We start from the raw sequence: 23,896 nt of genomic DNA, 5'->3' as shown, positions 1-23,896 counted from the left end.
CCATACGGTTTTGATGAAATTTAATAATTAGTGATGTCTAATATTTACGTGTGATGTGCGAGTGGTCACTCATGCGGCGTGAGAGCGGCGAAGCATAGTATGTCGCGATGCGCCCTTGGCTTATACTTGATAGCAAGGGACACATGATGAACAGTTCAGCGATGGGTGCAGTCAACCCAAGCAAAAATATCGTATTTATTAAAAATATCGTGGCTATCGTTGCGGCCGCGGCGATGATCTCTGTGGTTGCAGGCTGTCAGAGTATGGATGCGACCGAAACCAATTCGGTCCTCGTCAAGCCTGTGGTCCACGCCATCCGCAGCCAGCCCGCGGTCCAGCCCGTGCAGGCCGGATTTCTCGTGCGCTCGCTCCGGGCCGACCTTCCGATCCAGATGACAAGCACAATAGGAACCGAAAGTGCCTACGCCTTTGCACCACCGCAACGGGTCAGAGCCAGCACGCCGGCGCCGGTGAAAATCTCGTTCAATCCTGGCGATGGCGGCACGTTCTCGGGCGGCTCGCCTTATATCTGCAGCCCTAGCGGGTTTGGCCAGCGCGCGAGCTGTCGCCCCCGCTATCTCTGACCCGTCGAGCGGCGACCGACGTTGCCGCCCTGGCTGGCGGCAGTTTCATTGGCCTGGTCTTCAGTCCGAAAAAAGGAGCGGCCGTCCTGACAATCGTGTCTATGTCTGAAAGCTCCGGCACAAAGCCAAGATGTTCGCGTGCGCTTCCCGGATCGGCGTAGAGCTCCGCCGGATCTCCGGCGCGCCGGCTTCTGAACACTGCCGGGACCGGTCTTGACGTCATTCGGCCGACCGCCTTGACGATTTCCTTGATGGAGATGCCCCGCCCGGTGCCGAGATTGACCGCCAGGCTTTGCCCGCCAGCCTCGAGATGCATGAGCGCTTTCAGGTGGGCGCGGGCCAGATCGGTGACGTGGATATAATCCCTTACACAAGTGCCGTCCGACGTGTCGTAGTCGGTGCCGAAAACCTCGATCGCGTCGATGATGCCCGATGCGGCCATGAGCACTCTGGGAACCAGGTGGGTTTCCGGCGAATGCCACTCACCAAGCTCGCCGTCGGGATCGGCGCCACAAGCGTTGAAATAGCGCAGGATAGCAAATTTCATTCCATACGCGGAAGCATAGTCGCCGATGATCTGTTCGCCCATCAGCTTGGAGCGCCCGTAAGGGCTGATCGGATTTTGCGAGGAGGTCTCGCGAACGGGCAATGCTTCCGGCACGCCGTACGTCGCACAGCTGCTGGAGAAGATGATGTTTTCGACCGAACAAGCGCGTGCGGCATCGAGCACCGCGATGGTGCCTGTCACATTGGTTGAATAATATTCGGCCGGCTCGCGAACGGACTCTCCGACATAGGCCAGCGCCGCAAAATGGATCACAGCCGTCGGCCGGTGCGTTTCCATCGCCCGCTTCAATGCATCCCGATCCCGGATATCGCCGACGACAAGCGGGCCCCAGGCGACGGATCTCTCGTTGCCGCGGCTCAGATTGTCGAAAACCACCGGCATGTAGCCGGCGGAGGCCAGCTGCTTGCAGGTGTGGCTGCCGATGAAGCCGGCTCCACCCGTCACCAGGACTGCCGGCCGGTTCATGAGGCGGCGGCTCCTCTGGCAATGCGATTTCCGTAGAGCAGGGTGTCAAAATACTCGACGGTACGCGCGAGTCCCTGGCTCAAGCTGATTTTCGGCTCCCAGCCGAGATTGGCCTTGGCAAAAGAGATGTCCGGCTTGCGCTGCCTGGGATCGTCGACGGGCAGCGGCCGATGCACGATCTTCGATCGGGCGTTGGTGTAATCGACGACCAGCGTCGCCAGTTCCATGATGGTGAATTCGGCAGGGTTGCCGAGATTGACCGGGTGGGTGGGCGCGCTCGGCGCGTTCATCAGCCGGACAAAGCCCTCGATCAGGTCGTCGGCATAGCAGAAGGAGCGCGTCTGCTGGCCGCTGCCATAGACGGTCAGGTCCTCGCCGCGCAGCGCCTGGACGATGAAGTTCGAGACCACGCGCCCATCGTCGGGCTGCATGCGGCGCCCGTAGGTGTTGAAAATGCGGGCGACACGGATATCGAGGCCATAGGTTCTCGAATAATCGAAGAACAGGGTTTCGGCCGAGCGCTTGCCTTCATCATAGCAGGAACGCGGTCCGTGCGTGTTGACGTTGCCGAAGTAGCTCTCGGGCTGTGGATGCACGAAGGGATCGCCATAGACTTCGGACGTAGAGGCCTGGAATATCTTGGCCTTGTTCTGTCGCGCGAGTTCCAGAAGGTTCAGCGATCCAAGCACGCTTGTCTTGAAGGTGTGGATCGGGTCTGCCTGGTAGTGCGGCGGAGAGGCGGGGCAGGCGAGATTGTAGATCTCGTCGCACTGAAGATCCGAAGGCAGTGCATCGACGATGTCATGCTCGATGCAGGTGAAGCTCGGATTACGCAGAAGGGTATTGAGATTGTATCTTTTGCCGGTGTGGAAATTGTCCAGCGCGACAACGTCGTATCCGTCCCGCAAAAGACGTTCGCACAGATGCGATCCTAAAAAACCCGCTCCTCCGGCGACAAGGGCGCGTCGTCGGCTTTGGTTGGCGCCCCTTTGGCTGCCGGATTCCAGTTTCAGAACCTTGACAAGCTTACCCATGCTTTCCTCGCACGCACCGCACACGCTACCGCCGGGGCCGGGACAAAGCATCGCCCGGCCACGTTCCTGAGAACGTGGCAAACCTCCGCGTCTGCGGAATCGCCATCACTGATGTGCGTTAATTGTTCTTTGGCTTTCGCGAAGCTGGTACGACTACACGACCTCCGTGCTGCCGCTCAGCATTCTCTGCGCCCCGAAAACGCGGTCACCCGCTCGGTGTCACCATCGCCGATTGCTCGCCCAAATTGCACATCCCAACATATCGAAAATATACCTGTGGAAATTATAGTCAACTAAATTAGTGATTTCTTAACCAAGTGCGCTCGCGGATGGTTAACATGAGGGGGCGAGCGTCTCTCGGGCTGAAACACGGCGCATACGGAAAATCCTCTTTACTAATCAGCATATTGGCTCGATCGACGACAATGTGTGACCGGACGCGGAAGCTGTCCCTTGAGGTAGAATCGAAACTTTACAGCACGGACGACCGAGAATGAGCTGACAGCGATGTCAGCGCAGCGCGCGAAATACTCGGCTTAATTTTTGAGCGCATAGGTAGAACCTTGAATTGTTGCGCGGCCAGGCCGCCAATCTGGTTGCGCTCGCACCCGCACGGCCCACCTCCAGGTGGCTGCCCGCAACTGGCCATCGCCTTTTGGCCGTCGGGGCGCTATGGCAAGGTCACGATACGCCATGGTGATCTGAATGCGCTTTCTGTTTGTCCTGATCCTGCTCGTCGGCGCCGGCATCGGTGTCGTCTATCCCTGGGCGATGAGCAACTTCTCCGGCCATGAGATCGGCACCTGGCGGGTCTATGAGCAGGGCCGCTTCAAGCCGCTGACGGTGCCGCTCTCCGGCCGCGACGCGCCGGTGCGGGTGCTGGTCGACCTGACCGCAAGAGCAGAGCGCATCGTTTCGCAGCAGCGCACCGTCCTGACGCTGACCGCTGCAAGCAATGGCCGCACGGTGCTCGCCTCGACGCTGCAGTTCAACCATTCCGACAACCCTCGCCAGGTCAGTCCGCAACTGCCCGACAAGATCTTTCGCGACGAGGCCGGCGTGATCGCGACCGTCAGTCCGGGCCCCTATACCTTCACCGTTGGACCGGGTGATGCCGACGACATACCGATGCGGGCGGTCGATCTCATCCTGCGCTCCGGCGCCGGCGAGATCGACAGCCGTGCACGGCCGGTCGGCTTCGCGCTGATGGCGATCGGCCTGATCGGATTCTTGCTGACTTTGCGCACTCGTGGCGGCCGGCCGGAAAATCCGAACTCACAGCCGCCACCGCCACCGCCGCGTTGGGGCAGGGGCTGATGCATGTCGCCCAAAAGTGTGCAGCGGTTTTGGGACAACGACATGCATAACGGCACAAAACCATGAACTACCGCCACGCCTATCATGCCGGGAATTTCGCTGACGTCGTCAAGCATGTCGTGCTGACGCGCTTGCTCGAGTATCTGAAGCAGAAGGATAAGGCGTTTCGGGTCGTCGACACCCATGCCGGCATTGGCCGCTACGACCTGTCATCCGCCGAGGCGCAGAAGACGGGTGAGTGGCAAGGCGGCATCGGCAGGCTGATCGATGCCCCGTTCGCCGCTCCGGTGGCGGCGCTGCTCGCGCCTTATCTGGAGACAATAGGGTCGCTCAATCCCGAGGGTGGCATCCAGAAGTACCCGGGCTCGCCGCTGATTGCACGCCATCTCATGCGCAAGCAGGATCGGCTGACGGCGGTCGAGCTGCACCCCAAGGACGCCGCGAGGCTGAGGACGTTCTTTGCCGGCGATTTCCAGGCCCGGATCATCGAGCTCGATGGCTGGCTGGCGCTCGGCGCGCATCTGCCGCCGAAGGAAAAGCGCGGCCTTGTCCTCATCGATCCGCCATTCGAGGAAGCGGGTGAGTTCGAACGCCTCGTCGACGGGCTGATAAGGGCGCACAAGCGGTGGCCCGGCGGCATCTACGCGCTCTGGTATCCGATCAAGGACCGCAAGGCGATCATCGCCTTCCGCAAGGCGCTGAAGCAATCCGGCATTCCGAAGCTGCTCGATATCGAGTTCGAGATCAGGCCGGCCTCTTCGGAACCCAGCCTCGACGGCAGCGGTCTGCTGGTGGTCAACCCGCCGTTCACGCTGGAGGGCGAGCTGCGGACGCTGCTGCCGGCCCTGCACAGGCTGCTTGCGGTGGGGCGACCGGCGCACTGGTCTTTGGAATGGCTGGCCGGCGAGCAGGCTTGAGGCGGGCTCATCGACGACCCAGGGACCGTGCTCTTTTGGGTCTCGATATGAACGTGCCAGAGCCATTCCGGTGCGTGCAAATTCGGCTTTGGTCAAAAAGCGGTTTCAAACTGGGAAACCATTGTCAACGCAACCGCTTGACCGCCGCCGAGCGAATCCGCACAGTGCGCGCAATCGACCTTGAGAGGCTGCCATGACTCGCTTCGCCAAATCCGCCCTTGCCGCCCTGATTTCGCTCTGCACCCCGCTTGCCGCGCCTCTCGGTATCACCCAGACCGTGCAGGCAGCCGATCTTACGGTCTATTCCGATGAAGACAGCGGGGTCTGCGGTCAGCCCTGGGTACTGAACAAGATCTCCAGCCGCTTTTCCTATCAGGTGCATCACGTGCCGCATCTGCCTGACGTGCAAATCACCGATTTCCGGCGCATCCACCAGCATCGCTATCTGGCGGCCAACGATACCTGGCCGATCGGTCGCCGTTATTGCGGCGCCACCGTCAGCCTGTCCGACGGCCGCGATCGCACCATCTGGTACCTGATCGAGGAAGGCCAGGGCTTTGCCTCGATCGGCGACAATGTCGAATTCTGCGTCTCGGGCTTCGACCGCTGGATGGTCTACAACGGCCGCTGCCGCATTCTGCGCTAGACCCCGTTTCCCCTTCCAATCTCTTTCGCGCCTGTGGCCTGATCGGCCGCAGGCGTTTTTTCGTGCCGTTGACAGCAGGTTCGATCCGTCGCATACAGGCGAGACAGACCTGTCTCACTACTAGGTAATCTCCATGACGCCATCGTCCGCTTCCGGCAAGCGTCAGCACGTCGTTGACACGGCCTACGCGCTGTTCAAGCGCGCCGGCTTCCATGCCACCGGTATCGACCGGATCATCGCCGAAGCCGATGTGGCCAAGATGACGATGTATCGCCACTTTCCCAGCAAGGACGAACTGATCGTCGAGGTGCTCGACTATCGCGCTATGCGTTTCGACCGCCAACTCGACCGGCTCGCCCAGGGGGACGTTCCGCCGGAGCAGAAAATCGGAAAAATCTTCGACTGGCATGCACGCTGGTTCCGCAGCCCGGATTTCCATGGCTGTCTGTTCGCACATGCGCTGGCCGAGTTCGGCGATCCCGGGCACCCGATTTTCGAGGCCGTTGTCAGGCAGAAGAACGGCCTCAAGCGGCGCATGCAGTCTATCCTCGAAGAGATGATGCCGCACGGCCGCGCGGAGAGCGTGGCGGCGACGCTGCTTATGCTGATCGAAGGTGCGACCTTGCTGGCGCAGATGGGGCAGGCCGAAGCCGCCATTCGCGACGCCCGCAAGGCGGCCATAGGCATCGTCGCCGCCTCGCGCCGGCCGCAATGAGCCCGCTGGTCATCGGGCTCGCATTGTTTGCGGCGATCCTGCACGCAAGCTGGAACGCGTTCCTGCGCACGGGGGCCGACAGGTTGTGGACCGTCACCGTCATGAGCTTTTCAAGCACGGCGCTCGCCATCCCCTTCGCCTTCTTCCACGACCTTCCGGCCGCGCCGGCCTGGTTCTATATCGTGCTCTCGGCCTGCCTGCAGGTTGGCTACACCTTGTTTCTCGTGGCCGCCTACAGATATGGCGAACTGGGGCAGGTCTATCCGATCGTTCGCGGCAGCGTGCCGCTGCTTGTCACGCTCGGCGGGTTCTTCCTGGCCAACCAGCAGCTCACTCTGCCGCAGACCGTCGGCGTCGCGCTGGTCGCTGGCGGCATCATGGGCCTTTCACTCGGACGGGGCAGGGCCGCCACGACATCGATATTCTATGCATTGGCAACGGGAGCGATCATCGCCGCCTATGCGACTGTCGATGCGCTCGGCGTTCGCGCGGCGGGAAATGCCGGCGCTTACACCGCATGGGTCCTGCTGATCTACGGCGCGTTGCTGCCGGCGGCCTTCGTCGCCTGCCGTGGCCGGCTCATTGTCGACCCGCGCGCGCCTGAAACCTGGAAGGCGCTCGGCGGAGGCCTGTTTGCACTTCTGGCCTACGGTGTCGTGGTCGCGGCCTTCGCGCTCGGACCAGCAGGTCCGATCACCGCGATCCGCGAAACCAGCGTCGTCTTCGCGGCCTTCATCGGACGCCTGTTCCTCGGCGAGATGCTGACGCCACGGCGGGTCGGCGCCTGCGCTATCGTCGCGCTCGGCGCCATCTGCCTCGGCTATCAGCCGTGACGGAAATGCGGATCGCGAAGATTCTGGACGGCAGCCCGTCTCAGGACGGCGAGGGCTGCTGACGATTTTTGCCACCGGCATCGCGCTCAATCTTGGCAATCCGAAAATGCCGTTGTTCTACGTCGCGCTGTTGCCTAGCGGCGTCGGCGCATCGCTCAATGCTGCTCATCTTGGTGTGCTGATGATGGTGATCCTGGCCGTTGAAGCGGTGGTGATCGGCGTTCATGTCATCCTCGCCGGCCGCGCCCGCAACCTGTTGCGCACGCCAAGGATCGTACGCCGGGTGACCGCGCGGCGGGCGGTGTGATGATCGGCGCCGGCGTTGCCGTTGTTGCCGCGCGCTGACCGGATTGCCCAGTCGCCACGCTATTTCCTGCGCGGCATCGCCTGATCGATGATCTTGCGCAGGAATGCGGCGTGGCCGCGGAACGCGCGCCGTCCATTTGTGGTCGCCCTGACGCGCGTTTGCGGCCGGCGGCCGACGAACAGCTTTTCGATGTCGACATAACCGGCCCTGGCCAGCGTATCGAGATGCGCGCCGAGATTGCCGTCGGTGACGTCCACGATGGCCTTCAGCCCGGTGAAGTCCAGCGTTTGGCGCCTTTCCAGCATGTTCAGCGCGGCCATGATCCTGAGCCGAGTGCTCTGGTGGATGATTTCGTCGGCACTCATCGATCGGCTCCGGTGCAGCCAAGCCGGAGGCCACCGACAACCATGCCGCCGCCGTGGCGGACCGTCTTGGCAATCTCGAACGGCGACAGCGCCATTTGCCCCTGTGCGATGGACATCGAAGTACTCCGGCATGCTGTGCAGAATACTCTGCCATATAGAGTTGTCTGTCAATTCACGAGCAATCGGGTCTGCGATCGCGCTTGACAAGGTGATGCATTGGCCGGCTGTCGCATTGCAGTATAGATCGTCCGCCTGCATGAGATGATCGCACCGCTGAGGCTGTGGTCATGATATTGGCGAACGAAGATCGACACGCAAAGCTGTTCGCTGATCTTCGGAGCTTCACGAGAAGAGCGCTCCCGCGGAGTGTGGAGAATGTCGGCGACACATACTAGGCGATGGTCGAAGATCAGCAGTGAATTTCTGCGACGATCAGCACGATCATGTGCCGATCGTAACCGAAAGTTAAGTTGCGAAAATCAGTCTATTGCTTCGCTGGCTAGCAAGCCGCGAGTCAGATATGCATGAGCGCGCCGGGTCATTACGGCCGTCGGCACAACGGAAGGGGCATCGCATGGCTAAGCAGTCATCCAAAGCGCCGGCGTCGAAGGCACCGGCAAAGAAAGCACCCGCAAAAGCAGCGACGGCGAAGGTCGCAGCTGCAGTGAAGAAAGCAGCACCCGCTGCCAAGCCGAAGGCCGCGGCGGCCAAGGCAAAAGCAGCACCGGCCAAGAAGCCGGCAGCGAAAGCTGCTGCGAAACCGGCAGTGAAGAAAGCAGCACCCGCCAAGGCAGCGGCAAAGCCGGCGGCGAAGGCGGCACCAGCCAAGAAGCCTGCAGCGAAGGCTGCGGCGAAACCCGCAGCGAAGAAGGCAGCACCTGCAAAAAAACCGGCTGCCAAGGCTGCACCTGCCAAGGCTGCACCGGCCAAGAAGCCGGCTGCGAAGGCTGCTCCGGCAAAGAAGGCTGCGGCAGCGAAATCTTCAGCACCGGTGAAGAAAGCGGCACCTGCGGCCAAGCCGAAGGCAGCACCCGCGAAGGCCGGCAAGAAGTAGTCGCGTCTTCCCTCGCCGGGGGCGGTGCCGAAACAGTCAAGGGCGGGTGCCTGACAGGCGCCCCGTTCGTTGTTTGGCAGTCGGAAGGCGAGAACAGAGGCGGACGGAGGATATCTTTTCGCAGCTCCCAGGACTTCGCCATAGGGCGGAGTCCGGTGGGGCTTTTTGTGCCATTCATGCGCTTGATGAAATATCGGCGCGAGGCCCTTCGGTCTTGGCTGTCGGCTGAGTGATCCCTGCGATTCTGGCAACTCGGCGACTATGTGATGAAGCACCGTCTTCATGGAGCGCTCGCCAAACGGCCCCGGCCGATGAGTCCGCTCGCTGGCGGCCGGGTTTTCCGCTTCTGGCCATTGCTCGATCGCGCTTGATCGGTCAACACTGCCGGCCTGCAAAACAGGAAACCGATCATGCCCAGACTGCTCTATGCGTCCTCCTCTCCCTACAGTTCCAAAGTGCGCATGGCAGCCGCCTATGCCGGCATTGACATCGAAACGGTGGCGGTCAAAACCGACGACAAACCGGCCGAACTGATCGGCGCCAACCCGCTCGGCAAGATCCCGGTTCTGGTGCTCGATGACGGTCGCTCCATCCATGACAGTCGCGCCATCACCCAGCATCTCAACCGTTTGTCGAAGAGCGCGCTTTTTCCACGCAATCCCGACAAGCGGCTCGAGGCTGAAGTGCTGGAGGCGTTGGCCGACGGCATTTGCGACTGCGCGCTGTCGATGGTCTATGAAAGGCGCACGCGGCCCGAGGAGATGGTCTATCAGCCCTGGCTCGATCGCCAGTGGGCGAAGATCACGGCGGCACTCGACCTGCTGAATGCCAACCCGCCGAAGCTGCCGAAGAAGATCACCGCCGGCCAGATGGCGCTGCGCGCCTGCCTTGGCTATCTCTCGCTGCGTTTTGCCGGAAAATGGGAGAAGGGTCGCGCCCGGCTGACGCGATGGGCAGCACGCTTTGACGAGAAGTTTCCGGAACTGAAGCCCTGCATTCCCGGTTGACCGCCGATTGCCCGGAATTGATTTCCCGGGTTATCGGTTCGATCACCGCCCGGGAAAATCACTCAGACACAAAAAAAGCCGGGCGCGAGGCCCGGCTTTTTCGTGTCGTGGCTTGAACGACTTAGAACTTCATACCGACGCCGAAGGTGACGCGGTTGTCGGTGGCCTTGACCTTGCCGATGCCGTCGAAGCTCTTGCTGCCGAAGTCGGTGTAACGATACTCGACGCGGCCGAAGACATTGTCGGTCAGCTTGATGTCGGTGCCGAGACCGGCGGTCCAGCCGAGCATCGTGGCGCGGTCCGAACCATACAGGTCGTCTTCGACCTTCAGGCTTCTTCCGGCGAGACCGCCGGTGCCATAGAGCAGGATTTCCGGGGTCACGGCGTAGCCAAGACGGGCACGCAGCGAGCCTTCGAACCCTGCCTTGGAATTGACGCCATTCTCGTCGCCCTTGACGCCGTTGTAGCCGAGTTCGGCTTCAGCGCCGTAGACGAAGTTCTCCTGCTGCCACTGGTAGCCGCCGAAGACGCTGCCGACGAAACCCTTGGTGCCGACGTCAACATTGTCAACACCCAGATCCTTTTCCTTGGTATGGCCGCTGAAGCCATAGCCGACGTTGAGACCGGCGTAGGGGCCGGCCCACGAAGCGACCGGAAGTTCAGCGATCGGCGCAGGTGCCGGCGGCTCTTCCGAAACCACGTCAGCAGCATAGGCAGTTCCGCTGAGGGCGAAGAGCCCGAGCGCAACGGCCAGCGGCCGTGCGAATTTGAGATTGGCTTGCATTGTTCTTTACTCCTTAAGCCACAGGACACAGGCTTGTTTCTCACGATCGCCATCTACCCGTCCGGGGGGTGAAACGGATCTGGCGTTCGTCGGTTCCAAATGTCGTGTCAAAATGCGGCTGAAGCGAACCTGAACTTGGGTCATTCCCCGGCACGAATGAGGCAGAACCTTGACGTTGCATCTTCGCAACAGCGAAATGGCAGGAACCATCCCATGCTGCGCTGCACACCGCTTGGTGCAAGGACTCCAGCACCCTATATTGCGGTCGTGCGCGCCCGAGTCCAGGGCGGGCCGGGATGTCCAAACGGCCGTTTCGCCACAATGCTGCCCAAGGTGCGAACACCATTTAACGCATGCCGGGCCATATTTCGCCGGCACCGCTTTTTCGGGCCGAAATTGAGGATTGACACCATATGAGCAAAGCCACTGTCACGGCGCTGGTGACGGGCGGGGCCAGGCGGATCGGCAGGGCGATCGTCGAGGATCTCGCCGCGCACGGTTTTGCCGTCGCCATCCATTGCAACCGCTCGCGCATCGAGGCCGATGCGTTGGCTGCCAAAATCATCGCCGGAGGTGGCCGCGCCGCCGTGGTCGCCGCCGACCTGACCGATATGGACGCCGTCGACGATCTCGTCGGCCAGGCGCAAGCAGCGCTCGGACCGATCCCGCTGCTGGTCAACAATGCGTCGCTGTTCGAGGACGATTCGGTTCGAGATTTCGACTGGCGGGCCTGGGACCGGCACTTTGCCGTCCATGTGAAAGCGCCCGCGCTCCTGGCGCAGAATTTCGCCCGGGCGTTGCCGGCAGGGCAGGAGGGCCTGATCGTCAACATGATCGACCAGCGCGTCTGGCGTCCGACGCCGCGCTACTTCTCCTATGCGCTGTCCAAATCGACGCTGTGGACGGCAACGCAGATGATGGCGCAAGCGCTCGGCCCCAGCATCCGCGTCAATGCCATCGGCCCGGGGCCGACACTGAAGAACGCGCGTCAGGACGACAGCGATTTTGCCGCACAGGTGGATGGCTTGGTCCTCAAGCGCGGCCCGGAATTGCCGGAATTCGGCGCCACGATCCGCTATCTCTGGGAAGCGCGCTCGGTCACCGGCCAGATGATCGCGCTTGATGGCGGCCAGCATCTTGCATGGCAGACGCCCGATGTGACAGGCATGACGGAATGAGTCCTGTAGACCACAAAAGCAAGCCGCGCGGCGGCGCCGACGATCTGCCCCCCGATATCGACCTCGAGGACGAGGCGGTCGAGGAGATCGTTGAAACCGTCGGTCCCGATGTCGCCTTCACCGCCATCGACTGGACCCCGCATGCCGGCGACGCGGAAGGCATGATCGGCGCCGAGGTGATCCAGACGCTGGTCAAGCGGCTTCCCAACGCGCCCGGCGTCTACCGCATGATGAACGCTGCCGGCGATGTGCTCTATGTCGGCAAGGCGCGCAGCCTGAAGAAGCGCGTCACCAACTACGCGCAAGGCCGCTTCCACACCACCCGCATCGGCCGCATGGTGCGTGAGACGTCGACGATGGAGTTCGTCGTCACCCGCACCGAGATCGAAGCGCTGCTGCTCGAAGCCAACCTTATCAAGCGCTTGCGGCCGCGATTCAACGTCCTGATGCGCGACGACAAGTCGTTTCCCTACATTCTCTTGACCGGCGACCATGTCTCGCCGGGCATCTACAAGCATCGCGGCGCGCGCTCGCGCAAAGGCGATTATTTCGGCCCGTTTGCCTCGGCCGGTGCCGTTGGCCGTACCATCAACTCCCTGCAGCGCGCGTTCCTGCTCAGGAGTTGCACCAACTCGTTCTACGAGAACCGCACGCGGCCATGCCTGCTTTATCAGATCAAGCGCTGCGCTGGTCCCTGCACCGGCGAGGTCTCGCATCAGGACTATGCGGAACTGGTCGGCGAGGCGAAGGACTTCTTGTCCGGCCGCAGCCAGAAGGTGAAGACGGAAATCTCGGCCGCCATGCAGCAGGCGTCGGAAGCTCTCGATTTCGAGCGCGCCGCGATCTATCGCGACCGGTTGGCGGCCCTGTCGCATGTGCAGAGCCACCAGGGCATCAATCCGGCGACCGTCGACGAAGCCGATGTCTTCGCCATCCATCAGGAAGGCGGCCAGGTCTGCATCCAGGTGTTCTTCTTCCGCACCGGCCAGAACTGGGGCAACCGCGCCTATTTCCCCAAGGCCGATCCGGCGTTGGAAGCAGCCGAGGTGTTGGGTTCGTTCCTGGCGCAGTTCTATGACGACAAGCCGACGCCGCGGAACATTCTTCTGTCGCATGGCGTCGAGGATCAGGAACTGCTGGCCGAGGCGCTCTCCACCCGAGCTGGCCGCAAGGTCGCGATCTCCGTGCCGCAGCGCGGCGAGAAGAAGGACCTGACCGACAACGCTTTGCAGAATGCCCGCGAAGCGCTCGGACGCCGGCTGGCTGAAACCTCCACCCAGGGACGCCTGCTTGCGGGTTTCGCCGAGACATTCGGCCTGGCCAAGCCGCCGGTGCGCATCGAGGTTTACGACAACTCACACATCATGGGCACCAACGCGGTCGGCGCCATGGTCGTCGCCGGACCGGAAGGGTTCGTGAAGAACCAGTATCGGAAATTCAACATCCGCTCGACCGAGATCACACCTGGCGACGATTTCGGCATGATGCGCGAGGTGATGGAGCGACGTTTTTCGCGGCTGCTGAAGGAGCATGGCGATGTCCCGGCTGGGGATGCGGCTGATGGTTCGGCGGACGATATGGAGGACGATATCTCCGGCAGCTTCCCGGCCTGGCCCGATGTCATCCTGATCGACGGTGGCCAGGGCCAGATGACTGCGGTGCGCAAGATCCTCGCCGATCTCGGCATCGAGGACCGGGTGGTGGCCATCGGTATCGCCAAGGGCCAGGACCGCGACGCCGGCCGTGAGCGTTTCTTCGTCAAAGGCAGGGACTCGTTTTCGCTGCCGGTTCGCGATCCCGTGCTCTATTTCGTCCAGCGCCTGCGCGACGAGGTCCACCGTTTCGCCATCGGTTCGCATCGGGCGCGCCGCAAGAAGGAGATGGTCAAGAGCCCGCTCGACGAGATCAGCGGCATCGGTCCCGGCCGCAAGCGGGCATTGCTGCTGGCATTCGGCACCGCCAAGGCGGTCAGCCGCGCGGCCATCGAGGATCTGCGGAAAGTCGACGGAATTTCCGAACAGGTGGCGAAACTGGTCTACAATCATTTCCACGAGAGTTGAAAAATCCGGCACTTTCATCTGGCCTGTCGAATCTGGCCTGTTGACCCCCTACATTCGCATCTGATTTGAGTAGGCAGGCAGAAAGAGTTTCCCAGACATGGCCAAGCGCGCGTTCAACCTGCCCAATATGCTCACCTACGCCCGCATCGTCGCGGTGCCGCTGGTGGTGCTGTGCTTTTTTCTCGAAGGACATCTGAAGTCGAGCGACTTTGCCCGCTGGTCGGCGCTGATCATCTTCCTGCTCGCCTCGATCACCGATTATCTGGACGGCTATCTGGCACGCGCCTGGCAGCAGACCTCCAACATCGGCAAGATGCTCGACCCGATCGCCGACAAGCTGCTGGTCGCCACCTGCCTGCTGCTGCTGGCCGCCGACACCGATCGCCATGCGGGCATTGCCGGCTGGTCGTTGTGGGCGGCGATCATCATCCTGTGCCGCGAAATCCTCGTCTCGGGCCTGCGCGAATATCTGGCGGCTCTCAAGGTCTCGGTGCCGGTGACGCAGCTGGCAAAATGGAAGACCGCCATCCAGATGGTCGCCATAGCGTTCCTCTTGGCCGGACCGGCGGGCGACAAGGTCTTTCCGCTGACCACCCAGACCGGATTGGTGCTGCTGTGGATCGCGGCGCTGGTGACACTCTATACGGGCTACGACTATTTCCGCGCCGGCCTCAAGCACATCATGGACGAGTGAGATGACGACACGGCTCATCTATTTTGCCTGGGTGCGCGAACGCATCGGCATGGCTGAGGAGGATGTCGACCTGCCTGCGGGCATCGAGACGGTGACCGATCTCCTGCGCTGGCTGAAATCGCGCGGCGATGGCTACGAGCACGCTCTGCAATATCCCGACGTGATCCGCGTCGCCATCAACCAGGAACATGTCGAGCACCGCGAGAAGATCGCGGACGCCCGCGAAATCGCGCTGTTCCCGCCGATGACCGGGGGCTGACATGAGCGGCGCGGTCTTGCCTGTCGTGCGCATTCAGCGCCAGGATTTTGACGTCGCCGCCGAGATCGCCAGACTGACGCAAGGCCGCGCCGATATCGGCGCCGTGGTGACCTTCTCCGGCCTTTGCCGCGACGAGCAGGGCGCGCTCTCAGCGCTCGAGCTCGAACACTACCCCGGCATGGCCGAAGCGGAAATCGCCCGCATCGCTGTTGAAGCGGTCGAGCGTTGGCCATTGCAGGGGCTCACCGCCATCCACCGCCACGGGAAGATCGCGCCCGGCGAGAACATCGTGCTGGTGGTGGCAGCCTCGGCGCATCGCCATGCGGCGTTCGAGGCGGCGAATTTTCTGATGGACTATCTCAAATCGCGCGCGCCTTTCTGGAAGAAGGAGCATCGGGCTGACGGCTCGGAGGGTGGCTGGGTCGAGGCCAAGGAAGCCGATGCAAACGCCGCGCAACGCTGGTATCAGTCCGAATAAGATCCGCCGCAGCCATGCATTGACCGCAATCCTTTGGCCAATTGGCGGGATTGGTCAGCCTCGGCATTGGCAGCCCGGGGCATTGGCAGCCCGGGGCATTGGCAGCCCGGGGTGAGGGAGATGGTCATGCTGGACAGGATCGCGGAGTTCTTGATCTTCGGTTTCGTGCCTCTGGTCGTCGGCATATTGGCCGTTCCGGAGCAGTCTGTTGCCGCCGAAAGGGCCGTGAGAGGCGAGGTGATCTATCGCGAGCGCATTGCCTTGCCGCCCAGTGCCGTGCTCTTCGTCCAGCTGGCGGACGTGTCGCTGGCCGACGCGCCGGCCACCATCATCGGTGAGCAGCAAGTAAAGCCGGCAGGCCAGGTGCCGATCAGCTTCGAGATCAAATTCGACCCTTCGGTCATCCGGTCGCAGATGACTTACGCGTTGCAAGCCCGCATCACCGTCGACGACAAGCTGCTGTTCATCTCCGATATGCGCCACCAGGTCGATCCGTTGGCCGACTTGCCGCAGACCATCATGCTGAAGATGGTCACCCCGAGTGCCGAGCCGACGGCTTCCGTCTTCGACCAGCTCTGGCTGGTCGACTATATCGACGGCATCGGCGCTATTGCTGCCCCGCAAGCGACGTTCAGGGTCAGCGGGGCCGGCAAGGCGGGCGGCAGCGGCCCCTGCAACACCTACTTCGCCACCGCCAAACTCGATGGGCAAACGATCGCGATCAGAGATATCGGCTCGACCTACAAGGCCTGTGCGCCCGAGGTGATGGCCGAGGAAAAGGCGCTGTTCGATGCGTTGGCCAAGGCGGCGTCATACCGTGTCGATGCCGGAAAGCTCATCATTGTCGACAAGGATGGCCGCGAGATCCTGCGCTTCAGCGCGGCGAGCTGACCCCGACGAAAAAGGCCGGCGAAACGCCGGCCTTTTCACGTAATCCAAGGTCTGGATTATCGGCTCAGCCGACGATCTCGGTGTCCGAGAACCAGTACTTGATCTCTTCCGCCGCGGTCTCCGGCGCATCGGAGCCATGCACCGAGTTTTCGCCGATCGACAGCGCATGCACCTTGCGGATGGTACCTTCGGCGGCGTTGGCCGGGTTGGTGGCGCCCATCACTTCGCGGTTCCTGGCAATGGCGTTCTCGCCTTCCAGCACCTGGACGACGGTCGGTGCCGACGACATGAATTCAACCAGTTCGCCGAAGAAGGGGCGGTCCTTGTGGACGGCATAGAAGCCTTCCGCTTCGCGGCGGCTCATCCAGACCCGGCGCGAGGCGATGACGCGCAGGCCTGCCTCTTCCAGCATCCTGGTGATGGCACCAGTGAGATTGCGCCGGGTTGCGTCCGGCTTGATCATGGAAAATGTGCGTTCGAGCGCCATGGGTCGTCCTTGTCTGAGAATGGAATTGAGAGTGGCGGGCTCTATACAAGCCGCCCGGCCCATTGCCAAGAGGCCCCGATCAGACGGCTGCACAGCAACGCTTTGCTTGCTATAGTTGCGTGTCGGCGCCGCGCTGAGGTGGGGCCGTATGGAGACACCATGACCATGACAGACGATCGTCAGGAACGCATTCGCAACCGTGCGCACCAGCTCTGGCTGCAAGAGGGCCAGCCGGCTGGACATCATGAGCGCCATTGGCATCAGGCGGCCGCCGATGTCGACCAGGAGGACGCCGCGGGCAAGTCGGCGGCCAAAAAGCCAACCAGGAAGGCAACTGGCGCCGCCAAGGCAAAGGCCGCCCCCAAGGAGGCAAAGGCTGCCACGAAGGCCGGCAAGCCAAAGAAGGCGGCGGCCAAGTAAGCTTTACGGCGTCAAGCCGCGGCGGCGACCTTTCGTCCCAGCCCGCCATGCAGGTCGAGGCAGCGGGCGAACCACTGCGCCACCACGTCGCCGTCGTCGAGCAGTTGGTAGGGCGAGGCTATGCGCGCCCATTGCAGGGCGCCGAAGACGATATAGTCGCTGAACAGCGGCGCCGCGCCGCCGATGAATGGCTGATGGAAGAGCGTCGAGCGCAATGGCTCCAGCGAGGCTCTGAAATTGCCGAGCCCGGCCTCCCTGGCGGCCATCACCTCCTCCAGCCGTTTGCCAAGACGCTGCTCCCGGCTCTGGCGGAAATAGACGGCGTTTTCCGCGTCCTGCATGGCATGGAGGTCCATGATCGCCGCGGTGGTCACGTAGGGATGAATGGTCACTTGCGACCAGCGTTCGATGAAGCGCGCCATCGCCTTGCCGCCTTCACCGCCAAACAGCGTCGGCCGGTCCGGATAGGCTTCATCGAGATAGAGCGCGATGGCGAAGGAATCCGCGACGACCGTCTCGCCGTCCCGGATCACCGGAACGGTTTTCGAAACGCCGCCCTCGACAGCGGGCACCTCGAGAAAGCGCGTCGGTACGGTCGATATGTCGAGCCCCTTGTGGGCAAGCGCCATCACCACCTTCCAGCAATGCGGGCTGAACGGACGTGTGGTGTCGCGTCCGACGAGATCATAGAGCAGAATGGTCATTGGCGGCGGCGTTCCTGCGGGTTAGGTAGGCCCCGCATCGACGTGAGCCGAGGGAAGCCATGAGACAGCATTTCATGATGTTTGCGGCCTATAATCAATGGGCCAACGGTCGCATCTATGATGCCGCCGCCGAACTCGATGATGAGGAATTCAACCGCGATGTCGGCGCCTTCTTCGGCTCGATGGTGGGCACGCTCAACCACCTTTTGACGGCCGACCGGATCTGGATGAAGCGCTTCACCGGCGAGGGCGACGCGCCGACGACACTGGATGCCATCCTGCATCGGGGGTTGACCGGCCTGCGGGCGGCGCGTGAAGCCGAGGACAGGAGGATCATCGATTGGGTCGGCGGCCTCAATGACAAGGCGTTGACGGGCCGCTTCACCTACATGACCGTTTCGGACATGCGCACCGTCTCGCAAAGGCTGGCGCCGGCGCTGGATCATGTCTTCAACCACCAGACCCACCATCGCGGCCAGGCGCATACGATCCTGACCATCCTGGGACGGCCAAGCCTGGGGTTGGACCTGATGCTTTTTCAGCGGACCGAGGAGGGCAGAGCTTTCGCCTGATTCGGTGCCGTCCGAAGGTCGAAGAGCTTGCGCCTACTATCGCTGCATTTTGTGCTGCAGCATTGTCTTTGCATCAGAAATTAGCCGGCACACCGGATACTTGCCCGAGATTCAGGCGGCCGTCGAAGCCTCGCCCCTGATTTCGCTGTCCAGTTGGCACTGCGTCAGAGCCGCTTCCGCCATCACCCACTGCTTGAACAACTGGACCTTGCGTGCGGCAAGGCCTCTCAGCGGGGAAACAAAATACCAACCAGCCGTGTTCGGGTGGTGGACGGCGAAAGGAGCCACCAGCCTTTCGGCGCGGATGTCGCTGGCCATATAGGCACGGTTGGCCACCGCAAAGCCCATCCCGGAATTGGCTGCCTCGTAGGACATCATGCACGAGTCGAAATAGATGCTCTTGGTCTCGCTGAGCACGAAGCTGGCGCCGGCGAAACCAAGCCAGGATTGCCAATTCTGGGTGCAGGTGTCGGAATGCAGCAGGGTGAAGTGCTTGAGGTCGTCCGGTGTCACCTTCGACAGCCGCTTATCGCCGAGAACTTCGTGGAACAGCTTGCGGCTGCACACCGGTGTCAGGTCTTCGCGAAACAGCAGATCGGATTGCAGCCCGTGAAAGTGACCGTCGCCATAACGGATTTCGAGATCGAATTCCGAGGCCGTGAACTCATGCGTCGCGTAGGAGGTCGAGACCCGCATTACGATATCGGGATATTGCTGCTGGAACAGCGGCAGGCGCGGAAACAGCCAGCGTGCCGCAAAGGTCGGCAGCACCGATATTTTTAGCACATGCTCCTGCGATTGCCCGGTCGCTTCCATGCTGGCGGCGACGATTCGCTCCAGCGCCTCGCGAACGCGCGAGACATAGGTCTCGCCCTCCGGCGTCAACGACACCGCATTGCCGCCGCGCTGGAAAATCTTGAAACGAAGCTGATCCTCAAGGCTTTTCACGCGCTGGCTGACCGCTGAAGCGGTAATAAACTGTTCTTCGCCGGCACGCGTGAAATTACCGTGCCTCGCAGCACTCTCGACGATTTTAAGCGAATTGAGGTTGACCTGACTGAGCAGACGCACGGTTTCGACCTTAAGCTTGGCTTACACTAGCACCAGCATTCCTAATTTTACAGGGGTGGGTGAATTAATCGACTGTTTACCAAGTGTTGCCCCCATCCTGGAGAAGTACAATGAACGCCCATACCATTCCCGAACTGCGTTATGCGATGAGCCGCGAAGCCATTATCGGCCATGAAACCGCCTGGAAAGTGTCGAGTTTCGGTGTCGCGCAATATTTGCACGGCTATGACCCGGCACTGCTTGCAGCTATCGAGGAGGCTGCCCTGAAGCTCAAGGCCAGCCATGCCGTGCACAAGCACCTCGATCTGACCTTCATCACCGGGGCCGACCGTTTCATCCCCGAGATCAAGGAATTGCTGCATGACAAGCTGCGCCTGGAGCGGCTGTCCGACATGATGGGCACCAAGCTGGAGCCCTATCCGCTATCGATCGTCGGCTCGACGGTCACCTTCATGAATCCAAAGGACGGCGCCGTGGAGTGGCATTGCGATGGCGTTCCGGTCACAGAGCTCATTCCGCTGTCGATCAGCAATCCGCTGGTCGGCGGCCACCTCGAAATCTACTGCGACGACTCCGAAACCGGCCGCGCCATTCTCGAAGCCGGCCGCGAGATCCCGCGCAACAGTGTCATGCGCATCGATCACAAGATGAACTACGCGACGCTCGGCCAATTCCTGGGCGTCCTGCATCGCACCGCTCCGATCCGGTTCGGCGAGCGCGTCACGCTGGTGCTCAACCAGCGCTCGGTGGCCAAGCCCTATGTTGACGATAACAGAATGTTCTATCTCGCCGCCGACAACGACCACGACCGTGAGTGGGTCAGCGAACTGGCCGAAGATGTCTGGACCAATCAGCTGCCGGCCTATCGTCGGTTCGAGGCGGAGCATCCCGTGCCCACCGCCGTCGAGGCACCGGTTCCGGGCGGCGACAGGGAATCATGGTAATGAACCATGACCCCGAAAAGTCGGAACCGGTTTTCGGACAGGATCATGGTCGAACAGCAACATAGAGTTCCATGCCGATTGTTTCGGCAGGGATCCGGCTCGATATCCGCGTTGGTCTTCGCTGCCGGTGCGGTGGCGTTGTGGTCCACCAATGCCCTGGTCGGCAAATTCCTGCTGGCCAGCCACCCGGTGTCGCAGGTCCAGTTCCTGCAATTTGCAGGCGCAGCACTCGTCTTCGCCGCCATCCGATTGATGAGCCGCGAAAGAGTAGCACCGGTCACCGCCGGGGCGGCGCTCATCTCTCTCGCGATCGGCTTCATCGGCCTGGTCGGCACCATGGTGCTGCAATACATCGCCTTCGCTTCGATGCCGGTGATCGAGGCCAATCTGGTGGCCTACACCTGGCCGCTGATGGTCGCGGCGGCAGTCATTGCCTTGGAAAATCCGCGGCGTCCGGCACTGTTGGGTCTCGCCGCGGTGGTGGGCTTCATCGGCGTTGCACTGGTGATTTCGGGAGGGCGCAACCAATCCTGGTTCGAGGGCGATCTGGTCGGCTATCTCGCCGCATTCGGGTCAGCGCTGTGCATGGCCTTCTATTCGCTCATGGTGGGACGGGTGGCCACTCCAGCGGATCGCCTGTTGCTGCCATCGTCTTTGATTGGCGTCGCTTTGATGTTTCTGTGGTGCGTTCGCGACGGTTTCACCTGGCCCGTCGGCGCGGACCTGGCCCTCGGCCTTTATCTCGGCGCCGGTCCGATGGGCCTGGGCTACTATTTCTGGTCGCGCGCCTTGAAGCTTGAAGGCAGCGGCAGGGTCGCGGTGGTCGCCTATCTCACGCCGATCGCCTCGACCCTGCTTTTGACCTTGTCCGGCGAACGGCTGACGGTGACGGCCATTGTCGGAGCCATCCTCGTCATCGGCAGTTGTGTCGCGGTCGGTGTGGAACGTTCGGAGGTCGAAAACCATGTTTGACGAGAATGAGCGTCTGGCCATTCAGGAAGCGCATTGGCTGATCGACGAATTCGGCGCCGAGGCACCGCTCTACGCCGCGATGAGGGCCGAAAAGGCGATAGAACAAAAGGATTTCGCGCGTTGCGCCCGCTGGAAGCGTATTCTGGAGATATTGGACGAAAGTCCTGCCGCTAAGTCTGCTGGTTCCAAGTATTAGATTTTCTAATTTGCACGGCGTCGATTTCGCATGAATGCTATTTTTGCCGATTCTTCATTCTTTTATGAGACTTGGCGGTCCGTTGGGGGACGCGGTTAAAGAGATACATCGACACAAGTCTTCGCTGGGGTGGAGGATTTTGTCGCAAATAAGGTGAAAGAATTGTCAAATATCGATGATAAGACCGTTATCGAGCTGACGGCCGATATTGTCTCGGCCTATGTAGGCAACAACCCTCTTCCGGCTGCCGGCCTGCCTGAGTTGATTGCCAGCGTCAGTGCTTCGGTTCGCAAGCTCGCTGGTGCAGTTGTCGCGGAAACTCCAAACCTGGTTCCGGCAGTCAATCCGAAGAAGTCGGTGTTTCCCGACTACATCATTTGCCTTGAGGACGGAAAGAAGTTCAAGTCGCTCAAGCGGCATCTGCGGACCGACTACGGCCTGAGCCCGGACGATTATCGGGCCAAATGGGGCTTGCCGCCGGACTATCCGATGGTTGCGCCAAACTACTCGGCGACGCGATCGGCGCTGGCAAAGTCGACGGGACTTGGCCGCAAGCCGGCAGCAGCGCCGGCCGCTGTCGCCAAGGCAACGAAGCGCAAGGCGACTGCCTGAGAGCAGGCAAGCCACTGTTCGGCTGCTTTGACGACGCCCTCGCTGGCGTCGTTTCGAGGCCTTGTGCGGCCAACTGGCCGGCAAGGCCTTGCGAAGCGTTGATGTCCGGTGCAAAAGCGCGGCCATGCTGATCATCAACGACCTATCGCTCCGCATGGCCGGACGCCTGCTTCTCGACCATGCCTCGCTGACCTTGCCGGCCGGCACCAAGGCCGGCCTTGTCGGCCGCAACGGTACCGGCAAGACGACGCTGTTCAAGGCCATCACCGGCGATTTCCCGTCCGAGACAGGCTCGATCAGCCTGCCGAAGAGCACCCGCATCGGCCAGGTGGCGCAGGAAGCGCCGGGCACCGAGGACGCGCTGATCGAGATCGTGCTCAAGGCCGATCTCGAACGCACGGCGCTGCTCGAAGAAGAAAAGACGGCGACCGATCCGCACCGCATCGCCGACATCCATATGCGGCTGGCCGATATCGACGCGCACTCAGCCGAATCCCGCGCCGCCACCATTCTCGCCGGCCTCGGCTTCGACGACGCTGCGCAACGGCGTCCGGCCTCGTCCTTCTCCGGCGGCTGGCGCATGCGCGTGGCGCTTGCCGCGGTGCTGTTTGCCGAGCCCGACCTGCTGCTGCTCGACGAGCCGACCAACTATCTCGATCTCGAAGGCACGCTGTGGCTGGAAAACTACGTTTCGAAATATCCGCACACCGTGCTTTTGATCTCGCACGACCGCGACCTGCTCAACCGCGCCGTCAATTCGATCGTCCACCTCGACCAGAAGAAGCTGACCTTCTGGCGCGGCGGCTACGACCAGTTCGAACGTCAATATACAGAGCAGAAGGAATTGCAGGAGAAGGGCCGGGTCAAGCAGGAGGCCGCGCGCAAGCACATGGAATCCTTCGTCGAGCGGTTCCGCGCCAAGGCCTCCAAGGCGAGACAGGCGCAGTCGCGCATCAAGGCGCTGGAGAAGATGAAACCGATCGCGGCCCTCGTGAACGATTCGGTGCGGCCGTTCTCCTTCCCCGAGCCGGTGAAGACGGTGGCCTCGCCGATCGTGGCGCTGAACAACGTCAATGTCGGCTACACCGAGGGTCAGCCGATCCTCAAGAAGATGACGCTGCGCATCGACGCCGACGACCGCATCGCGCTGCTGGGCGCCAACGGCAACGGCAAGTCGACCTTCGCCAAATTGCTGTCCGGCCGGCTCAAGCAGGAGAGTGGCACCATGACGGTGGCGCCCGGGTTGAAGGTGGCGATCTTCGCCCAGCACCAGCTCGACGACCTCCGGCCGGACGAAAACGCCTACGAGCATGTCCGCCGGCTGATGCCGGAGGCCCCGGAATCGAAGGTACGCGGCCGCGTCGCCCAGTTCGGCCTCACGACCGAGAAGATGAACACCGCCGCCAAGGATCTGTCGGGCGGCGAGAAGGCGCGGCTGCTGATGGGGCTGTCGGCCTTCGAGGGCCCAAACCTGTTCATCCTCGACGAACCGACAAACCATCTCGACATCGATAGCCGCGAATCGCTGATCCATGCGCTGAACGAGTTTCCCGGCGCCGTGATCCTGATCTCGCATGATCGCCATCTGCTGGAGGCAACCGCCGACCGCCTGTGGCTGGTCAAGGACGGCGCGGTCAACCCCTATGACGGCGATCTCGAGGACTACAAGACGCTGGTCACCGGCGTCTCCGGCGACCGCCGCGGCAAGCGCGAGGCCGACAAGGCGTCAAAAGCCGACCGCCGCCGCGATGCGGCGGCTCGC

Annotated in this window: 28 protein-coding genes and 1 pseudogene; 21 read left to right on the top strand and 8 right to left on the bottom strand. The window is 62.0% G+C overall.

Features of this window, described 5'->3' with window-relative positions:
* Nucleotides 1-143 precede the first annotated feature (143 nt).
* Entirely contained in the window at nt 144-584 is a 441-nt protein-coding gene (locus tag EOB80_RS31745) for a hypothetical protein (RefSeq protein ID WP_245466490.1), read from the top strand.
* Here EOB80_RS31745 and galE read toward each other — a convergent pair.
* A complete protein-coding gene (galE, locus tag EOB80_RS31740; RefSeq protein WP_127331847.1) occupies nt 538-1,617 on the bottom strand; it encodes a UDP-glucose 4-epimerase GalE in 1,080 nt (359 codons plus the stop codon). The two genes, EOB80_RS31745 and galE, sit on opposite strands and share 47 nt — an antisense overlap.
* Nucleotides 1,614-2,651, bottom strand: a complete 1,038-nt coding sequence (locus EOB80_RS31735) for a UDP-glucuronic acid decarboxylase family protein (RefSeq protein WP_127270640.1) — start codon at nt 2,649-2,651, stop codon at nt 1,614-1,616. Before EOB80_RS31735 ends, galE begins: the two co-directional genes overlap by 4 nt.
* 705 nt (nt 2,652-3,356) lie before the next feature.
* Here EOB80_RS31735 and EOB80_RS31730 point away from each other — a divergent pair.
* From EOB80_RS31730 to EOB80_RS31705, 6 genes and pseudogenes are all read left to right on the top strand, one after another.
* The gene (locus tag EOB80_RS31730; RefSeq protein ID WP_127331845.1) at nt 3,357-3,968 is read left to right on the top strand and encodes a hypothetical protein; all 612 of its coding nucleotides are present in this window, start codon (nt 3,357-3,359) and stop codon (nt 3,966-3,968) included.
* 62 nt (nt 3,969-4,030) lie between these two features.
* Nucleotides 4,031-4,885 carry a 23S rRNA (adenine(2030)-N(6))-methyltransferase RlmJ gene (locus EOB80_RS31725; protein WP_127331843.1) on the top strand — a complete coding sequence of 285 codons (855 nt, stop codon included), beginning with the start codon at nt 4,031-4,033 and terminating at the stop codon, nt 4,883-4,885.
* A 193-nt stretch (nt 4,886-5,078) separates the two neighbouring features.
* Nucleotides 5,079-5,531: a hypothetical protein gene (locus tag EOB80_RS31720; protein ID WP_127331841.1), complete on the top strand. Its 453-nt coding sequence runs from the start codon at nt 5,079-5,081 to the stop codon at nt 5,529-5,531.
* 133 nt (nt 5,532-5,664) lie between these two features.
* Nucleotides 5,665-6,246, top strand: a complete 582-nt coding sequence (locus EOB80_RS31715; protein WP_127331839.1) for a TetR/AcrR family transcriptional regulator — start codon at nt 5,665-5,667, stop codon at nt 6,244-6,246.
* Nucleotides 6,243-7,079, top strand: coding sequence for a DMT family transporter (locus tag EOB80_RS31710; RefSeq protein WP_127331837.1), 837 nt, complete (start codon nt 6,243-6,245; stop codon nt 7,077-7,079). Before EOB80_RS31715 ends, EOB80_RS31710 begins: the two co-directional genes overlap by 4 nt.
* A gap of 31 nt (nt 7,080-7,110) precedes the next feature.
* Nucleotides 7,111-7,424: pseudogene (locus EOB80_RS31705) on the top strand (LysE family transporter); the annotation flags it as partial.
* 21 nt (nt 7,425-7,445) lie between these two features.
* On the opposite strand, the gene EOB80_RS31700 reads toward EOB80_RS31705, so the two are convergent.
* Both EOB80_RS31700 and EOB80_RS34900 read right to left on the bottom strand, forming a co-directional pair.
* Entirely contained in the window at nt 7,446-7,751 is a 306-nt protein-coding gene (locus EOB80_RS31700; RefSeq protein ID WP_127331835.1) for a transcriptional regulator, read from the bottom strand.
* 465 nt (nt 7,752-8,216) lie between these two features.
* Complete coding sequence (locus EOB80_RS34900) at nt 8,217-9,089, bottom strand: hypothetical protein (protein ID WP_206516862.1); 873 nt, start codon at nt 9,087-9,089, stop codon at nt 8,217-8,219.
* 126 nt (nt 9,090-9,215) lie between these two features.
* Between EOB80_RS34900 and EOB80_RS31685 the strand changes: the two genes are divergently transcribed.
* Complete coding sequence (locus EOB80_RS31685) at nt 9,216-9,812, top strand: glutathione S-transferase family protein (RefSeq protein ID WP_127319025.1); 597 nt, start codon at nt 9,216-9,218, stop codon at nt 9,810-9,812.
* A gap of 121 nt (nt 9,813-9,933) precedes the next feature.
* Here the strand turns inward: EOB80_RS31685 and EOB80_RS31680 are convergent, their stop codons facing one another.
* A complete protein-coding gene (locus EOB80_RS31680; protein ID WP_027037944.1) occupies nt 9,934-10,596 on the bottom strand; it encodes an outer membrane protein in 663 nt (220 codons plus the stop codon).
* Nucleotides 10,597-11,009: 413 nt separating this feature from the next.
* Here EOB80_RS31680 and EOB80_RS31675 point away from each other — a divergent pair, with 413 nt between their 5' ends.
* The 6 genes from EOB80_RS31675 (at nt 11,010) to EOB80_RS31650 (ending at nt 16,156) form a co-directional block, all read left to right on the top strand.
* Entirely contained in the window at nt 11,010-11,774 is a 765-nt protein-coding gene (locus tag EOB80_RS31675) for an SDR family oxidoreductase (RefSeq protein WP_127319023.1), read from the top strand.
* Complete coding sequence (uvrC, locus tag EOB80_RS31670) at nt 11,771-13,834, top strand: excinuclease ABC subunit UvrC (RefSeq protein ID WP_127267619.1); 2,064 nt, start codon at nt 11,771-11,773, stop codon at nt 13,832-13,834. Before EOB80_RS31675 ends, uvrC begins: the two co-directional genes overlap by 4 nt.
* Before the next feature lie 97 nt (nt 13,835-13,931).
* The gene (gene pgsA / locus EOB80_RS31665) at nt 13,932-14,528 is read left to right on the top strand and encodes a CDP-diacylglycerol--glycerol-3-phosphate 3-phosphatidyltransferase (RefSeq protein WP_127331833.1); all 597 of its coding nucleotides are present in this window, start codon (nt 13,932-13,934) and stop codon (nt 14,526-14,528) included.
* A 1-nt stretch (nt 14,529) separates the two neighbouring features.
* Nucleotides 14,530-14,787 carry a molybdopterin converting factor subunit 1 gene (gene moaD, locus EOB80_RS31660; RefSeq protein WP_127331831.1) on the top strand — a complete coding sequence of 86 codons (258 nt, stop codon included), beginning with the start codon at nt 14,530-14,532 and terminating at the stop codon, nt 14,785-14,787.
* A gap of 1 nt (nt 14,788) precedes the next feature.
* A complete protein-coding gene (locus EOB80_RS31655) occupies nt 14,789-15,265 on the top strand; it encodes a molybdenum cofactor biosynthesis protein MoaE (protein WP_127267617.1) in 477 nt (158 codons plus the stop codon).
* 126 nt (nt 15,266-15,391) lie between these two features.
* A complete protein-coding gene (locus tag EOB80_RS31650) occupies nt 15,392-16,156 on the top strand; it encodes a YbaY family lipoprotein (protein ID WP_127331829.1) in 765 nt (254 codons plus the stop codon).
* 64 nt (nt 16,157-16,220) lie between these two features.
* Here the strand turns inward: EOB80_RS31650 and ndk are convergent, their stop codons facing one another.
* On the bottom strand, nt 16,221-16,643 hold the full coding sequence (gene ndk / locus EOB80_RS31645) for a nucleoside-diphosphate kinase (protein ID WP_013532476.1): 423 nt from the start codon (nt 16,641-16,643) through the stop codon (nt 16,221-16,223).
* 159 nt (nt 16,644-16,802) lie between these two features.
* Between ndk and EOB80_RS31640 the strand changes: the two genes are divergently transcribed.
* A complete protein-coding gene (locus EOB80_RS31640) occupies nt 16,803-17,063 on the top strand; it encodes a DUF2934 domain-containing protein (protein WP_127331827.1) in 261 nt (86 codons plus the stop codon).
* 11 nt (nt 17,064-17,074) lie between these two features.
* Here the strand turns inward: EOB80_RS31640 and EOB80_RS31635 are convergent, their stop codons facing one another.
* Entirely contained in the window at nt 17,075-17,767 is a 693-nt protein-coding gene (locus EOB80_RS31635; RefSeq protein WP_127331825.1) for a glutathione S-transferase family protein, read from the bottom strand.
* Nucleotides 17,768-17,826: 59 nt separating this feature from the next.
* On the opposite strand from EOB80_RS31635, the gene EOB80_RS31630 reads away from it, so the two are divergent.
* Complete coding sequence (locus EOB80_RS31630; RefSeq protein WP_127331823.1) at nt 17,827-18,339, top strand: DinB family protein; 513 nt, start codon at nt 17,827-17,829, stop codon at nt 18,337-18,339.
* 111 nt (nt 18,340-18,450) lie between these two features.
* On the opposite strand, the gene EOB80_RS31625 is transcribed toward EOB80_RS31630, so the two are convergent.
* Nucleotides 18,451-19,410 carry a LysR substrate-binding domain-containing protein gene (locus EOB80_RS31625; protein WP_027037936.1) on the bottom strand — a complete coding sequence of 320 codons (960 nt, stop codon included), beginning with the start codon at nt 19,408-19,410 and terminating at the stop codon, nt 18,451-18,453.
* A gap of 110 nt (nt 19,411-19,520) precedes the next feature.
* On the opposite strand from EOB80_RS31625, the gene EOB80_RS34680 reads away from it, so the two are divergent.
* The 5 genes from EOB80_RS34680 to EOB80_RS31595 all read left to right on the top strand — a co-directional run.
* Nucleotides 19,521-20,354, top strand: a complete 834-nt coding sequence (locus EOB80_RS34680; protein ID WP_164762798.1) for a hypothetical protein — start codon at nt 19,521-19,523, stop codon at nt 20,352-20,354.
* 45 nt (nt 20,355-20,399) lie between these two features.
* Complete coding sequence (locus EOB80_RS31610) at nt 20,400-21,326, top strand: DMT family transporter (protein ID WP_127331857.1); 927 nt, start codon at nt 20,400-20,402, stop codon at nt 21,324-21,326.
* Nucleotides 21,319-21,522 carry a hypothetical protein gene (locus EOB80_RS31605; RefSeq protein WP_024504288.1) on the top strand — a complete coding sequence of 68 codons (204 nt, stop codon included), beginning with the start codon at nt 21,319-21,321 and terminating at the stop codon, nt 21,520-21,522. Before EOB80_RS31610 ends, EOB80_RS31605 begins: the two co-directional genes overlap by 8 nt.
* Before the next feature lie 162 nt (nt 21,523-21,684).
* Nucleotides 21,685-22,134: a MucR family transcriptional regulator gene (locus EOB80_RS31600; protein ID WP_127268153.1), complete on the top strand. Its 450-nt coding sequence runs from the start codon at nt 21,685-21,687 to the stop codon at nt 22,132-22,134.
* Nucleotides 22,135-22,258: 124 nt separating this feature from the next.
* Nucleotides 22,259-23,896 (top strand): ABC-F family ATP-binding cassette domain-containing protein (locus EOB80_RS31595; protein WP_164762797.1); only part of this gene is annotated, 1,638 nt, incomplete at its 3' end.

This window comes from Mesorhizobium sp. M7A.F.Ca.MR.245.00.0.0, from assembly GCF_003997415.1.
Taxonomy (GTDB): Bacteria; Pseudomonadota; Alphaproteobacteria; order Rhizobiales; family Rhizobiaceae; genus Mesorhizobium.
Note: the sequence above shows the minus strand (reverse complement) of the source record. Positions and strands in the feature narration are given on the sequence as shown.